Origin of the sequence: Citrobacter pasteurii (assembly GCF_019047765.1) — a bacterium.
In the GTDB taxonomy this organism is placed as follows: Bacteria; Pseudomonadota; Gammaproteobacteria; order Enterobacterales; family Enterobacteriaceae; genus Citrobacter; species Citrobacter pasteurii.
In genome coordinates this window covers 1,955,128-1,971,278 of record NZ_CP077262.1, presented here as the reverse complement: position 1 = coordinate 1,971,278, position 16,151 = coordinate 1,955,128, and the positions used below count along the sequence as shown (strand labels likewise).

Genomic DNA, 16,151 nt, shown 5'->3' with positions numbered 1-16,151 from the left:
AAAACGGGCGCAAGAGTACACCAAAAAAGAGTGTTTGTACGTCAGAAAAACGGCATTAAAAAAGGCCCCGTAGGGCCTTTGATAGAAATAGATACAGATTAGAACTGGTAAACCAGACCCAGTGCTACGATATCATCGGTAGAGATACCTGCATTACGGGTGAACTGGTTGTCATCCAACAGGTTGATTTTGTAATCAACATAGGTAGACATGTTTTTGTTGAAGTAGTAGGTCGCGCCAACATCAACATATTTCAGGATATCCTGGTCGCCGTAGCCGTTGTCCAGATCTTTACCTTTGGACTGCAGGTAAGCCACGGACGGACGCAGACCGAAGTCGAACTGGTACTGCGCAACAGCTTCAACGTTCTGTGCTTTGTTAGCCCAGCCCAGTTTACCTGCACGCGTTGCGTTGTAGGTCTGGGTGTACTGTGCTGCCAGGTACACATTGTTCGCGTCGTATTTCAGACCGCCGGTGTAGGTTTCAGCACGATCGCCGGTACCGAAGTTCAGCTTGTTCTGCTCATCAGTACGTTTGGAGCTGGTGACCGCGGTACCCAGGGAGAAGCCTTCACCGATATCATAAGTGATAGATCCGCCGACGCCGTCACCGTTCTGATTCAGTGCGTCACGACCGTTGCCAGTCACGCCAGTCATGCCTTCACCTTCCGGACTGCCGTTTTTACCCTGGTACTGCAGGGCAAAGTTCAGACCATCAACCAGACCGAAGAAATCGGTGTTACGGTAGGTTGCAAAGCCGTTACCACGCTGCTGCATGAAGTTGTCAGAACCGTAGGTATCGCCGCCGAATTCCGGCAGAACGTCGGTCCAGGACGTGACGTCATACACCACGCCGTAGTTACGACCGTAGTCGAAAGAACCTGCATCAGCGAATTTCAGACCGGCAAACGCGACACGCGTCCAGGCATTGTTTTCGTTTTCAGAGGAGTTACCCATGATCTGGTATTCCCACTGGCCGTAACCGGTCAGTTGGTCGTTAACCTGGGTTTCACCTTTGAAGCCGATACGCATATAGGTCTGATCACCATCTTTAGTAGAGTCATCAGAGAAATAGTGCAGACCGTCGACTTTACCGTACAGATCTAATTTGTTGCCGTCTTTGTTGTAAATTTCAGCCGCATTTGCTGCGCCTGCTACCAGCAGAGCCGGTACCAGGAGGGACAGTACTTTAACTTTCATGTTATTAACCCTCTGTTATATGCCTTTATTGCTTTTTTATGCCACTGCTCACTGGCTAACCCTCATTAACCAGTCGGCAACTTCATTCTCCGCAAAAATACAGAATAATCCAACACGAATATGATACTAATACTTTAAAGATGTTTCATTTATCGATGTAGATGTTTCAAAATATTAACAAAAGGGAACTTTTTTTAATTAATAAAATGGTGATAATAAGCACGAATAGTCAAGAATCATTACAAAATATATATAAATCAATAAATTACGCAAAACACAACCATAGCACTGAATGATAAAACAAAATCTTCACTCACAACTAAAATAGACTCGCTATCATCATTAACTTTATTTATTACCGTCATTCATTTATGAATGTCTGTTTACCCCTATTTCAGCCGAATGCTCTGCGTTCGGTTTTTTTTTACCCTTCTTTACACAAACATCACCGTTCTGTGCTACCAATGAAAAACTATAACGACTATTAACTATCTCACCTGTTCACCATCACATATAAATCAGGTAAATAATTTCTTGTTATTTAATGCTAAATCTGTAGGTTTCATACCTCTATTTGTACTGATAGTGACCGGCTGTACACGTTTGCATTGCCTGCCTGGCAACGATACACAGCAATAAAAAACGCAGCTCAGCAGATGTTGCGTAAGTATGGCAATTCATACATTACCCTTTATACTGCCCCTTCATCTTTAGCGTCGTTTTAACAGGTCATAAACACGAATGAGTCAGTCTGACACAACGGCTTCTACCCGATTCTCCCTGCTTCCGGGAAGTATTACCCGTTTCTTCTTATTACTCATCGTTGTGCTGTTGGTGATGATGGGCGTGATGGTCCAGAGCGCGGTCAACACCTGGCTAAAAGATAAGAGCTATCAGATTGTCGATATCACCCACGCAATTCATAAAAGGGTGGATACCTGGCGATACGTGACCTGGCAAATCTATGACAATATTGCAGCGACAACCAACTCATCGACTGCCGACGGGTTACAGGAAACCCGACTCAAGCAAGATGTCTACTATCTTGAAAAACCCCGTAGAAAGACCGAGGCGCTGATTTTCGGCTCGCATGATAGTTCTACGCTGGAGATGACCCAACGCATCTCCACCTATCTGGATACGCTGTGGGGCGCGGAAAATGTTCCGTGGTCAATGTATTACCTAAATGGTCAGGACAATAGCCTGATCCTTATCTCAACGTTGCCGCTGAAAGATCTCACCTCCGGCTTTAAAGAATCGACAATTGGCAATATTGTCGATTCGCGCCGCGCTGAAATGTTACAACAGGCCAATGCGCTCGATGAGCGTGAAAGCTTCTCATCCCTTCGCCGACTGGTCTGGCAAAACGGCCATTACTTCACGTTACGCACAACCTTTAATCAGCCAGGGCATCTGGCAACCGTGGTCGCGTTTGACCTGCCGATTAATGATTTGATCCCGCCGGGCATGCAGTTGGACAGTTTTCACCTGGAGCCTGATGCCACGTCTACGTCTGAGCATCTCAGTGAAAAAGAGTCGCCTGACAGCGTCAGCATCAACTTTAACAATAGCAAGATTGAGATCTCCTCAGCGCTAAATTCAACGGATATGCGACTGGTCTGGCAGGTTCCCTTTGGTTCATTACTGCTTGATACGCTGCAAAGCATTCTGCTGCCGCTGTTACTGAACATCGCTCTGCTGGCGCTGGCGCTGTTTGGCTATACCACTTTCCGCCACCTCCCTGCCCGCTCAAACGAAGTGGTGCCAAACCTTGCCGCAAATAATGAACTCCGGGTGCTTCGTGCAATCAATGAAGAAATTGTTTCACTGCTGCCGCTGGGGTTATTGGTTCACGACCAGGAATCCAACCGCACAGTTATCAGCAATAAAATTGCCGACCACCTGCTGCCACATTTAAATCTGCAAAATATCACCAGCATGGCGGAGCAGCATCAGGGGGTCATCCAGGCCACAATCAATAATGAATTGTATGAGATCAGGCTGTTCCGCAGCCAGATCTCAGCCCGCACGCAGATCTTTATCATTCGCGACCAGGACCGCGAAGTGCTGGTTAATAAAAAGCTGAAACAAGCGCAGCGACTGTATGAGAAAAACCAACAGGCTCGCGCCGCCTTTATGCAAAACATTGGTCGCGCACTGAAAGATCCTGCCAAAACGCTGGCCATCAATGCTGCCGCACTCAATACGCCCGACAGCCACAAACTGGCAAACCAGGCAGACGTTCTGGTACGTATGGTCGATGAGATTCAGTTGGCCAATCTTCTGGAAAGCGATGACTGGAAAAGTGAATCAACGCTGTTTTCCGTGCAGGCGTTAATTGACGACGTGGTACCTGAAGTGCTACCCGCCATCAAGCGTAAAGGGTTACAGCTGCTGATTAAAAATCACCTGAGCGCCAATGATGAGCGCCGCGGCGACCGCGATGCCCTACGTCGTATTTTGCTGCTGCTAATCCAATATGCCGTGACCACAACGCAGATTGGCAAAATTACGCTGGACGTCGACCAGGATGAGTCGGAGGCAGAGCGTCTGACCCTCCGTATTCTGGATACCGGGGAAGGCGTCGCGCTGAATGAAATTGATAACCTGCACTTTCCGTTCAGTAATGACACGCAGAGCGATCGATATGGCAAAGCGAATCCACTCACGTTCTGGTTGTGCGATCAGCTAGCGCGCAAACTGGGTGGACATCTGAATATTAAAGCGCGGGAAGAACTTGGAACGCGTTATATCGTCCATGTTAAGATGCCGCTGCATGACCAACATGCTGATAATGAAGAACGGCTGTTGGATGACGTCTGTGTGATGGTTGACGTCACCTCAAATGACGTACGCAGCATTGTATTGCGTCAGCTGGAAAACTGGGGAGCAACCTGCATCACGCCCGATGAGCGACTGAATAGTCAAGAATATGATCTCTTTATCACTGATAATCCGTCTAATCTTACTGCCTCGGGCTTGCTTTTAAGCGATGATGAGTCTGGCGTGCGAAAAATTGGCCCCGGTCAGCTGCGCGTCAACTTTAATATGAGCAATGCTATGCAGGAAGCTGTTCTGGAGCTAATAGAAGAACAACTGGCGCAAGAAGAGATCCAGGAACTCCCCCTCGGCGGTGATGAAAACGCCGAACTTCATGCCAGTGGTTACTATGCACTCTTTGTAGACACAGTACCGGATGATGTTAAGAGGTTGTATACTGAGGCAGCAACCAGCGATTTCGCTGCGTTAGCCCAAACAGCCCATCGCCTGAAAGGCGTGTTTGCCATGCTTAATCTGGTACCCGGCAAGCAGTTATGTGAAGCGCTGGAACATCTTATTCAAGAGAAAGATGCTCCAGGTATAGAAAAGTACATCAGCGACATTGACGTTTACGTCAAGAGCTTGCTGTAGCAAGGTAGCCCAATACATGAACACTATGAACGTAATTATTGCCGATGACCATCCGATTGTACTGTTCGGTATTCGTAAATCACTTGAACAAATCGAGTGGGTGAACGTTGTCGGCGAATTTGAAGACTCCACTGCACTGATCAACAATTTGCCTAAATTAGATGCTCATGTGTTGATTACCGATCTCTCAATGCCGGGAGATAAATATGGTGATGGGATCACGTTAATTAAATATATCAAACGCCATTTCCCGAGCCTGTCGATCATCGTTTTGACCATGAACAACAACCCGGCCATCCTGAGCGCGGTACTGGATCTCGACATTGAAGGGATCGTGCTGAAACAAGGTGCGCCAACTGACCTGCCTAAGGCGCTGGCGGCGCTGCAAAAAGGTAAGAAATTCACCCCGGAAAGCGTCTCTCGCCTGCTGGAAAAAATCAGCGCCAGCGGTTATGGCGACAAACGCCTGTCACCGAAAGAAAGTGAAGTTCTGCGCCTGTTTGCCGAAGGTTTCCTGGTGACTGAAATCGCTAAAAAGCTCAATCGCAGTATTAAAACCATCAGTAGCCAGAAAAAATCTGCAATGATGAAACTCGGCGTGGAAAACGATATCGCCCTGCTGAATTATCTGTCATCTGTGACGTTAAGCCCGTCAGACAAAGAGTAATTCGGTTTCATATCATCTGCCTGATGGCACCGCGTTTATCTGGCCTACGAACAATACAGCGTTGTGTATGTTCTGTAGGCCGGATAAAGCACACAGCGCTACCCTGCCTCTTTTATCCCCGCGTTTTTCTCACGCGATCCGCATAGACCGTTAGCGTCTGCTTCAGCACGTCTAACGTTACTGGCTTGGATAAGCAACTGTCCATTCCCGACTCCAGACAACGCTGCTTCTCTTCCGCCAGAGCATTGGCCGTCACACCGATCACCGGCAGCGTTAACCCCAGTTGGCGAATGCGCTGCGTCAAACGATAGCCATCCATATTCGGCATGTTGACGTCGCTCAGCACGATATCAATATGGTTTTTACTCAACACATTGAGCGCGTCCACACCGTCGTTGGCGGTTTTACACTGATACCCCAACGATCCCAACTGATCGGCCAGTAAACGACGGTTAATCGGATGATCGTCAACCACCAGAATCATCATGTCATCGTTTGTGGCTCCCACTTTGTCCGGAGCTGGCAATGCGGTGGAAAGCTCTTCACTGCCCAGTTCAACGCTGTAGATATGCGCCAGCAGCGCTGGCAACTCGTGCGGTGATGCCACACTGTGCACCCACTCGCCAGGCGTTCTTTCCAGCGGAATACCAATGTGGCGACGACAGAAAATCACCGTGGCTCGTCCCTGCCACGCCTGATCCAACACATCATCAGCAATCAATACATCATTTGCATCAGGTTGCTGCCCCTCATAACGCAGCACCGTCATCCCGGTACGCGTGAGGCTGGATTCGATAAAGTGATAGAGTGACGCGTTTCGCACCGCCAGCCAGCAGCGGGTACTGGCAAGACCGTCCACACTTTTATTCTGTGGATACTGAGCACCATACAGCGGTATCCGCAGCGTAAACTGGCTCCCCATCCCCGGTTCAGAATCAACGGAAATATCCCCGTCCATCATGCTGATCAGTTTTTCACAGATAGCCAGACCCAACCCGGTCCCCTGGAAATTACGCTGCACACCCGTCCCCACCTGGAAGAAGGGATCGAACAGACGAACGACTTCTTTGGCCGGGATCCCCACGCCAGTATCACGCACACGAATGCTGAGGTAGTCGCCGCTGCACTGAACATGCAACACAATACAGCCGGTATCAGTGAATTTAATCGCATTACTCAACAGGTTAGAAATGACCTGCTGTAAGCGCATCGGATCGCCATTTAATGCCACTGGCACATCCGGTTCAATGAAACAGTACAATCCCAGTTGCTTGCGTACCACCAGCGGCAGATAGTTGGCCGTAATATGGCTCATCACTTCCCGCGGTGAAAATTCACGCGGTTCAATCTTCAACTGTTCGGATTCAATTTTCGAGAAATCGAGAATATCACTGATAATCTTCAATAACAGGCTGGAGGAGTTATTCATCGCCGTCACCAGGCGATCCACTCCGCTGGGCAGTTCTTTCGTTTGCAGCAGGTCAAGGTTGCCGATAATGCCATACAGGGGCGTGCGTAATTCATGACTCACCGTCGCAAGGAACATTGATTTTGACTGGCTGGCCTGTTCCGCCGCCTGCGCCATCTCCTGTAACGACTCTTCCATTTTCACACGCGCACTCACATCGACCAGGACGCATATCGCTACGTTCTCATTGCGATAACGTGAATGCACAAAGCTGATTTGCAGATTGGTATTATTGCTGGTCAACACATCGACGAAATTAACCTGCTGGCCGCAGATAATTTGCGTCAACCGTTGCCTGTCTTCATGCGTCAGCATGTTGAGATAGGTATGCGCCAGCTCGTTGCTCAGAATATTAATGCCATCAATTGTGCGCAGAATACAAATACCGACCGGTGCAGAAGCCACAATTTTACGGTTAAACTGTTCATGCTCTTCCAGGCGCTGGGCATCGCTTTCCGCTGGAATAAAAATACGCCGCTCATACATGCGCGTCAGCATAAACAACGCTGCACCTACCAGCACATTCAGCAGAACCGCATTCAGGATCATCATGCGTATCCGCTCCAGCACCAGATCGACCGGCACGGAGTACACAATACTGAGCGATGATGGCGGCAGGTTTTTCTTCAACACCAGATTACGAAAGCCCGGCGTGTAGCCAAACCACGAGCGCTCCTGCATCCAGCGCGGTTCAGACTGAATATTGCCTTCAGGACCGGTGAGTGAAATCAGCGCATGACCATTTTCATCAAGGATTGTCACCCCCATCGGCAAACTGCCCGGCGTGAAGAAGTTCTCCATACGAATCGGCTGTTCCACACCCAGCAACGCCTGCAGACGATTGGCAAGATAGACCGGCGTCAGTGCATAAAAATACCCCACCCCCGGACGCGGTCCCTGGCTTATCCAGAACAGGTTATTGCCGTTTTCTTCCTGCGGTGCATTGCGATACTTAATGATGCGCTCATGCAGCGCTTTCAGCGCCTCGTCACGTTCGACAGGCATATCCCGCAGACCAAAATTGGCCATACAGAGGTTATCGCTGCCGATCAGGAACACACGGTTCAAATCATAAGCCGCTGAGAAATTGTCGCGCCAGTAGCGCATAAACCACGCCAATGACTCCAGCGAGCCACGCCAGGCATTACCCATCACCGCACAGTCGGAATCGGCAAACAGCGGTTCAAAATTCGGCACCACGGTTTTATCATCCCGTGCCCGCAATGACATCACGCCGTTTTCTGCCGTTAATCGGTTTTCAGCAATGTATTTCAGCTCTTTTATTACGTCAGAAGTACGCTGAATGTAGCGTTGGGCCTGATCGGAGCTGAGATTAAACTCCTGACGGATCTCAGACTCTCGCTGGTGCAGCGCATTCACAATGTAGAACACCGAAGCAAAAGCAATCAGACACCAGACCAGTAAGGCCAGCGCTCTGAACAGGTAGCGTGAGACTTTTAGAGTTGAATGAACGGAAGCAAGGTATTTCAAAGGGGCGAAGCTCCGCCTCAGGGTATCAATAGAGTGTGGTTAAGGTAGCGGTAAATGTCTTTTGTCGCAATGCCAATAAAAAAGGGTCGGATTTCTCCGACCCTTCTCATCACAACTTAATTACTCTTCTGCGTCATCTGCCGCATCATCGTCGCTCTCAGCTTCAGGAGCGATATCCTCGTCCCCTTCCGCAGCGCTGCCGTCGATGGAGTCGAGCTCTTCATCATCAACCGGTTCAGCAACACGTTGCAGGCCGACTACGTTTTCATCTTCCGCCGTGCGGATGAGGATCACGCCCTGGGTGTTACGCCCTACCACGCTGATTTCCGACACGCGTGTACGCACCAGCGTACCGGCATCGGTGATCATCATGATCTGGTCGGTATCCTCAACCTGCACTGCGCCCACAACGGAACCGTTGCGTTCGGTGACTTTGATGGAGATAACGCCCTGCGTCGCACGAGACTTCGTCGGATACTCTTCCGCTGCGGTACGCTTACCGTAGCCGTTCTGCGTCACGGTCAGGATGGCACCTTCACCGCGCGGAACAATCAGAGAAACAACTTTATCTTCCCCGGCCAGCTTGATACCACGTACACCGGTCGCGGTACGCCCCATCGCACGAACGGCGTCTTCTTTGAAGCGCACCACTTTACCGGCAGCAGAGAACAGCATGACTTCATCGGAACCGGACGTCAGGTCAACGCCAATCAGTTCGTCGCCTTCGTTCAGATTAACCGCAATGATACCGGCTGAACGCGGACGGCTGAACTCGGTCAGCGCCGTTTTCTTCACGGTACCGCTGGCGGTCGCCATAAAGACGTTCACGCCCTCTTCGTACTCGCGTACTGGCAGAATCGCGGTGATACGTTCGTTGGCTTCCAGCGGCAGCAGGTTGACGATTGGACGTCCACGCGCGCCACGGCTCGCTTCCGGTAGCTGATAAACCTTCATCCAGTACAAACGACCACGGCTGGAGAAGCAGAGGATCGTGTCATGGGTGTTGGCCACCAGCAGGCGGTCGATAAAGTCTTCTTCTTTAATGCGTGCTGCTGATTTACCTTTCCCGCCACGACGCTGTGCTTCGTAGTCGGTTAACGGCTGATATTTCACGTAGCCCTGATGAGACAAGGTCACGACAACATCTTCCTGGCTAATCAGATCTTCGATGTTGATGTCAGCGCTGTTCGCGGTGATTTCGGTACGACGTGCGTCGCCGAACTGCTCACGAACCAGCTCCATCTCTTCACGGATAACTTCCATCAGACGATCGGCACTGCCCAGAATGTGCAGCAGTTCAGCGATCTGCTCCAGCAGCTCTTTGTATTCGTCGAGCAGTTTTTCATGCTCAAGGCCGGTCAGTTTCTGCAGACGCAGATCCAGAATCGCCTGGGCCTGCTGTTCAGTCAGATAGTACTGGCCGTCACGCACGCCAAATTCTGGCTCCAGCCACTCAGGACGCGCGGCATCATCACCGGCACGTTCCAGCATGGCAGAGACGTTACCCAGTTCCCAGGAACGAGCAACCAGCGCCGCTTTCGCTTCTGCCGGGGTCGGTGCACGACGGATCAGTTCGATGATCGGATCGATGTTGGCAAGAGCAATCGCCAGCGCTTCGAGGATGTGTGCACGGTCGCGGGCTTTACGCAGTTCAAAGATAGTACGACGAGTTACGACTTCACGGCGGTGACGTACGAACGCAGCAATAATATCTTTCAGGTTCATGATCTTCGGCTGGCCATGGTGCAATGCAACCATGTTGATACCGAAGGAAACCTGCAATTGGGTCTGGGAGTAAAGGTTGTTCAGAACCACTTCCCCGACCGCATCGCGTTTCACTTCAATCACGATGCGCATACCGTCTTTGTCAGACTCGTCACGCAGCGCGCTGATGCCTTCAACGCGTTTGTCTTTTACCAGCTCGGCGATTTTCTCGATCAGGCGTGCTTTGTTCACCTGATACGGAATTTCATGCACGATGATGGTTTCACGGCCAGTTTTCGCGTCAGCTTCAACTTCTGCACGTGCGCGAATGTATACCTTGCCGCGACCGGTACGGTAAGCTTCTTCGATACCACGACGACCATTGATGATCGCTGCGGTCGGGAAGTCCGGACCCGGAATATGTTCCATCAGCCCTTCAATGCTGATGTTTTCATCGTCAATATATGCCAGACAGCCGTTGATCACTTCCGTCAGGTTGTGCGGCGGAATATTGGTTGCCATACCTACCGCGATACCGGACGAACCGTTCACCAGCAGGTTAGGAATTTTGGTTGGCATAACGTCTGGAATGCGTTCAGTGCCGTCGTAGTTATCGACGAAATCAACCGTTTCTTTTTCCAGGTCAGCCATCAGCTCGTGGGCGATTTTCGACATACGGATTTCCGTATAACGCATCGCAGCTGCGGAGTCGCCATCGACAGAACCAAAGTTACCCTGACCATCCACCAGCATGTAACGCAAGGAGAATGGCTGCGCCATACGAACAATGGTGTCGTAAACGGCGGTATCACCATGAGGGTGGTATTTACCGATTACGTCACCAACGACACGGGCAGATTTTTTATAGGCTTTATTCCAGTCGTTGCCCAATACGTTCATGGCGTAAAGTACGCGACGGTGTACCGGCTTCAGGCCATCTCGGACGTCCGGCAGCGCACGGCCAACAATGACCGACATCGCATAATCCAGATAGGAGCTCTTCAGCTCTTCCTCAATGTTGACCGGTGTAATTTCTCTCGCAAGGTCGCTCATCTAACCGCTATCCCTCTACTGTATCCCGGATTCAAAGGTCGCAAATTATAACACATACGTGAAGATTCAGGTAAATGGATTCCCCCTGACAGAGGCTTTATTCATCCCGTCAGGCTGATATACTCGTTTGCATCGCAAATTTAGGAGTAGAAGCCCCAATGAATGCCGAAAAACCCCCGGTAACTCACAACGTTGACCATGAAGAAATTGCCAAATTTGAAGCAGTCGCGTCGCGCTGGTGGGATCTTGAGGGTGAATTTAAGCCTCTGCACCGCATAAACCCGCTGCGTCTGGGCTATATCGCCGAACGGTCAGGTGGTCTGTTTGGTAAAAAGGTACTCGACGTCGGCTGCGGCGGCGGGATTCTGGCAGAAAGCATGGCGCGTGAAGGCGCAACGGTCACCGGCCTGGATATGGGGTTTGAACCCTTACAGGTGGCAAAACTGCATGCGCTGGAAAGTGGCATTCATGTTGAGTATGTGCAGGAGACTGTCGAAGAACACGCCGAGAAATATGCGCACCAGTATGACGTCGTCACCTGTATGGAAATGCTGGAACACGTACCAGACCCGCAGTCGGTGGTCAGAGCCTGCGCCAGACTGGTCAAACCCGGCGGCGAAGTATTTTTCTCCACGCTCAACCGTAACGGTAAATCCTGGTTGATGGCCGTGGTCGGCGCGGAATATATTCTGCGCATGGTGCCTAAAGGTACGCACGATGTGAAAAAATTTATTAAGCCGGCTGAATTGTTACAGTGGGTTGACCAGACTGTGCTGAAAGAGCGTCACATGACTGGTCTGCATTACAACCCCATTACCAACACCTTCAAACTGGGCCCCGGCGTGGATGTGAACTATATGGTGCATACCACCGCCAAAAGCGAATAAGCCGGCGCTCATGGCCTGATGACGCTCGATTGTAGGCCGGATAAAGCGCACCAGCGCCGCCATCCGGCACGACTCCGGGCTTTAACGCCTGATGACGCTTCGCTTATCAGCCTACGTGATTACGCATCGCCTACTGATCCTGAGTAGGCGCCTTAGGGCAATTTTTGTGCCAGATCATAAGAACTTTCTTTGCCTTAGATGAAGAAATCAGCACTCGATCAAATTTTCTATTTTTTTTCTCAATTATTGACATCCCCGCCAGGCCTTATAAGACGCGCACTTAGCGATTCTTACCCTTTTGCAACCTCAATTTAACCTCAAAATCAACTCTTGTGCTGAAAAGAATCCCTACTAGAATACTCACCATATAGCGTCTATTTTATCAAACAACCCCTACATATAGTATTTATCCACAGACTTAGTCACAACATGGCACTGTGGATAATATGGGGGATATTTTTTCTTTCACGGACAGGTAAAAAACCACATGAATCAGAGTCTGCTGGTGACAAAGCGTGATGGTAGTACAGAGCGCATCAATCTCGACAAAATCCATCGAGTTCTGGATTGGGCGGCAGAAGGACTGAATAACGTATCGATTTCACAGGTCGAGTTGCGCTCCCACATTCAGTTTTATGACGGTATCAAGACTTCCGATATCCATGAAACAATCATCAAAGCAGCTGCAGACCTGATCTCCCGCGACGCGCCGGATTATCAGTACCTGGCTGCTCGCCTGGCAATTTTCCACCTGCGTAAAAAAGCCTACGGCGAGTTTGAGCCGCCAAAACTGTTCGACCATGTGGTGAAAATGGTTGAAATGGGCAAATACGATAATCATCTGCTGGAAGACTACACGGAAGAAGAGTTCAAGCAGATGGACTCGTTCATCGTGCACGACCGTGATATGACCTTCTCTTATGCTGCGGTGAAGCAGTTAGAGGGCAAATATCTGGTGCAAAACCGTGTGACCGGTGAGATTTATGAAAGCGCACAGTTCCTCTACATTCTGGTCGCTGCCTGCCTGTTTTCTAACTACCCGCGTGAAACCCGTCTGGAATACGTTAAACGTTTCTACGACGCCGTTTCTACGTTCAAAATCTCGCTGCCAACCCCCATCATGTCCGGCGTGCGCACCCCAACCCGTCAGTTCAGTTCCTGTGTACTGATCGAGTGCGGCGACAGCCTGGATTCCATCAACGCCACCTCCAGCGCGATTGTGAAATACGTTTCTCAGCGTGCCGGTATCGGCATTAACGCCGGTCGCATCCGTGCGCTGGGTAGCCCGATTCGCGGCGGTGAAGCGTTCCACACTGGCTGTATTCCGTTCTACAAGCATTTCCAGACTGCGGTGAAATCCTGCTCTCAGGGTGGCGTACGCGGCGGTGCAGCCACGCTGTTCTACCCGATGTGGCATCTGGAAGTAGAAAGCCTGCTGGTGCTGAAAAACAACCGTGGCGTAGAAGGCAACCGCGTCCGTCACATGGACTACGGCGTACAAATCAACAAGCTGATGTATACCCGCCTGCTGAAAGGTGGTGACATCACGCTGTTCAGCCCGTCCGATGTTCCGGGCCTGTACGACGCATTCTTCGCCGATCAGGACGAGTTTGAACGCCTGTACACAAAATATGAAAACGACGACAGCATCCGCAAACAGCGCGTGAAAGCGGTTGAGCTGTTCTCGCTGATGATGCAGGAACGTGCCTCTACTGGTCGTATCTATATTCAGAACGTTGACCACTGCAACACCCACAGCCCGTTTGATCCGGTTGTCGCGCCGGTACGCCAGTCCAACCTGTGCCTGGAAATCGCCCTGCCGACCAAACCGCTGACCGACGTTAACGATGAAAACGGCGAAATTGCGCTGTGTACGCTGTCCGCATTTAACCTGGGCGCTATCGAAAGTCTGGACGAACTGGAAGAGCTGGCCGTACTGGCGGTACGTGCGTTGGATGCGCTGCTCGATTACCAGGATTATCCGATTCCGGCCGCCAAACGCGGTGCGATGGGGCGTCGTACGCTGGGTATTGGCGTTATCAACTATGCCTACTGGCTGGCGAAAAACGGTAAACGCTACTCTGACGGCAGCGCCAATAACCTGACTCACAAAACCTTTGAAGCCATTCAGTATTACCTGCTGAAAGCGTCTAACGAGCTGGCGAAAGAGCAAGGCGCATGCCCATGGTTTAACGAAACCACCTATGCGAAAGGCATTCTGCCGATCGATACCTATAAAAAAGACCTGGATGCTATCGTCAGCGAATCCCTGCATTACAACTGGGAAAGCCTGCGCGAATCAATTAAAACTCACGGTCTGCGTAACTCCACGCTCTCCGCGCTGATGCCGTCCGAGACCTCTTCGCAGATCTCCAACGCCACCAACGGTATTGAACCACCACGCGGTTACGTGAGCATCAAAGCATCGAAAGATGGAATTCTGCGTCAGGTCGTGCCGGACTACGAACACCTGCACGACGCATATGAACTGCTGTGGGAAATGCCGAACAACGACGGCTACCTGCAGCTGGTAGGTATCATGCAGAAATTTATCGATCAGTCGATTTCTGCCAACACCAACTACGATCCGTCGCGCTTCCCGTCCGGAAAAGTACCGATGCAGCAGTTGCTGAAAGACCTGCTCACCGCCTACAAATTTGGTGTCAAAACGCTGTATTATCAGAACACCCGTGACGGTGCGGAAGATTCTCAGGACGATTTGGTGCCATCCATTCAGGATGATGGCTGCGAAAGCGGCGCATGTAAGATCTGATGAATGATGCCGGGTGGCGCTACGCTTACCCGGCCTACGATTGCACGGTTTGTAGGCCGGACAAGGTGCTTGCACCGCCTCCGGCGCTCATCCCACAAAGGATTCACATCAATGGCATACACCACTTTTTCACAGACGAAAAATGACCAGCTTCTGGAACCGATGTTTTTCGGCCAGCCGGTGAACGTCGCCCGCTACGATCAGCAAAAATATGACATCTTCGAAAAACTGATCGAAAAGCAGCTCTCTTTCTTCTGGCGTCCGGAAGAAGTCGACGTTTCACGTGACCGCATTGACTTCCAGGCACTGCCGGAACATGAAAAACATATTTTTATCAGCAACCTGAAGTATCAGACGCTGCTGGACTCTATTCAGGGACGTAGCCCGAACGTGGCGCTACTGCCGCTGATTTCTATCCCTGAGCTGGAAACCTGGGTGGAAACGTGGGCATTTTCCGAAACTATCCACTCCCGCTCTTACACCCACATCATTCGTAACATCGTGAACGATCCCGCGGTGGTGTTCGACGATATCGTCACCAACGAACAGATCCAGAAACGCGCGGAAGGCATTTCCAGCTACTACGATGAGTTGATCGAGATGACCAGCTACTGGCATCTGCTGGGCGAAGGCACGCATACGGTCAATGGTAAAACGGTTGTCGTCAACCTACGTGAACTGAAGAAAAAACTGTATCTGTGCCTGATGAGCGTTAACGCGCTGGAAGCGATTCGCTTCTACGTCAGCTTTGCCTGCTCTTTCGCTTTTGCGGAACGCGAACTGATGGAAGGCAATGCAAAAATCATTCGTCTGATTGCCCGTGATGAAGCCCTGCATCTGACCGGCACCCAGCATATGCTGAACCTGCTGCGCAGCGGCGTGGACGATCCGGAAATGGCGGAAATCGCCGAAGAGTGTAAACAAGAGTGCTATGACCTGTTTGTACAGGCCGCGCTGCAGGAAAAAGAGTGGGCGGATTATCTGTTCCGTGACGGCTCGATGATCGGCCTGAATAAAGACATTCTGTGCCAGTACGTTGAGTACATCACCAATATCCGTATGCAGGCTGTTGGCCTTGATCTGCCATTCCAGACACGCTCGAACCCGATCCCGTGGATCAATACCTGGCTGGTATCCGATAACGTCCAGGTTGCACCGCAGGAAGTCGAAGTCAGCTCTTACCTGGTCGGCCAAATCGACGCCGAAGTTGATACCGACGACCTGAGTAATTTCCAGCTCTGATGGGCCGCGTTACTCTGCGCATCTCTGGCACACAACTGCTGTGCCAGGATGAACACCCTTCCCTGCTCGCCGCGCTCGAATCGCACAACGTTGAAGTCGAGTATCAGTGCCGTGCAGGTTACTGCGGTTCCTGCCGTACCCGCCTGGTGGCGGGACAGGTTGACTGGATTGCCGAACCTCTGGCCTTTATTCAGCCGGGTGAGATATTGCCCTGCTGTTGCCGGGCAAACGGGGATATTGAAATAGAGCTGTAACG

Annotated in this window: 9 protein-coding genes; 6 read left to right on the top strand and 3 right to left on the bottom strand. The window is 50.8% G+C overall.

Annotated features, from left to right (window positions below):
• Positions 1-98: 98 nt before the first annotated feature.
• Positions 99-1,199 carry a porin OmpC gene (locus I6L54_RS09470; RefSeq protein WP_005129375.1) on the bottom strand — a complete coding sequence of 367 codons (1,101 nt, stop codon included), beginning with the start codon at positions 1,197-1,199 and terminating at the stop codon, positions 99-101.
• 741 nt (positions 1,200-1,940) lie between these two features.
• On the opposite strand from I6L54_RS09470, the gene rcsD reads away from it, so the two are divergent.
• Both rcsD and rcsB read left to right on the top strand, forming a co-directional pair.
• Positions 1,941-4,610 carry a phosphotransferase RcsD gene (gene rcsD / locus I6L54_RS09465; protein ID WP_040230572.1) on the top strand — a complete coding sequence of 890 codons (2,670 nt, stop codon included), beginning with the start codon at positions 1,941-1,943 and terminating at the stop codon, positions 4,608-4,610.
• Between the two features lie 16 nt (positions 4,611-4,626).
• Positions 4,627-5,277 carry a response regulator transcription factor RcsB gene (gene rcsB, locus I6L54_RS09460; protein ID WP_003027592.1) on the top strand — a complete coding sequence of 217 codons (651 nt, stop codon included), beginning with the start codon at positions 4,627-4,629 and terminating at the stop codon, positions 5,275-5,277.
• Positions 5,278-5,389: 112 nt separating this feature from the next.
• Here rcsB and rcsC read toward each other — a convergent pair whose 3' ends face one another.
• Together rcsC and gyrA are read right to left on the bottom strand one after the other, a co-directional pair.
• The gene (gene rcsC, locus I6L54_RS09455; RefSeq protein ID WP_005129385.1) at positions 5,390-8,236 is read right to left on the bottom strand and encodes a two-component system sensor histidine kinase RcsC; all 2,847 of its coding nucleotides are present in this window, start codon (positions 8,234-8,236) and stop codon (positions 5,390-5,392) included.
• A 120-nt stretch (positions 8,237-8,356) separates the two neighbouring features.
• Positions 8,357-10,993, bottom strand: coding sequence for a DNA topoisomerase (ATP-hydrolyzing) subunit A (gyrA, locus tag I6L54_RS09450; RefSeq protein WP_005129387.1), 2,637 nt, complete (start codon positions 10,991-10,993; stop codon positions 8,357-8,359).
• Positions 10,994-11,151: 158 nt separating this feature from the next.
• Here gyrA and ubiG point away from each other — a divergent pair, with 158 nt between their 5' ends.
• From ubiG to yfaE, 4 genes are all read left to right on the top strand, one after another.
• The gene (ubiG, locus tag I6L54_RS09445) at positions 11,152-11,880 is read left to right on the top strand and encodes a bifunctional 2-polyprenyl-6-hydroxyphenol methylase/3-demethylubiquinol 3-O-methyltransferase UbiG (RefSeq protein ID WP_005129389.1); all 729 of its coding nucleotides are present in this window, start codon (positions 11,152-11,154) and stop codon (positions 11,878-11,880) included.
• A gap of 487 nt (positions 11,881-12,367) precedes the next feature.
• The gene (gene nrdA / locus I6L54_RS09440; RefSeq protein ID WP_040230570.1) at positions 12,368-14,653 is read left to right on the top strand and encodes a class 1a ribonucleoside-diphosphate reductase subunit alpha; all 2,286 of its coding nucleotides are present in this window, start codon (positions 12,368-12,370) and stop codon (positions 14,651-14,653) included.
• A 111-nt stretch (positions 14,654-14,764) separates the two neighbouring features.
• Positions 14,765-15,895, top strand: a complete 1,131-nt coding sequence (nrdB, locus tag I6L54_RS09435) for a class Ia ribonucleoside-diphosphate reductase subunit beta (protein ID WP_003834668.1) — start codon at positions 14,765-14,767, stop codon at positions 15,893-15,895.
• Positions 15,895-16,149, top strand: coding sequence for a class I ribonucleotide reductase maintenance protein YfaE (gene yfaE, locus I6L54_RS09430; RefSeq protein ID WP_005129393.1), 255 nt, complete (start codon positions 15,895-15,897; stop codon positions 16,147-16,149). Before nrdB ends, yfaE begins: the two co-directional genes overlap by 1 nt.
• The last annotated feature ends 2 nt before the right edge of the window (positions 16,150-16,151 follow it).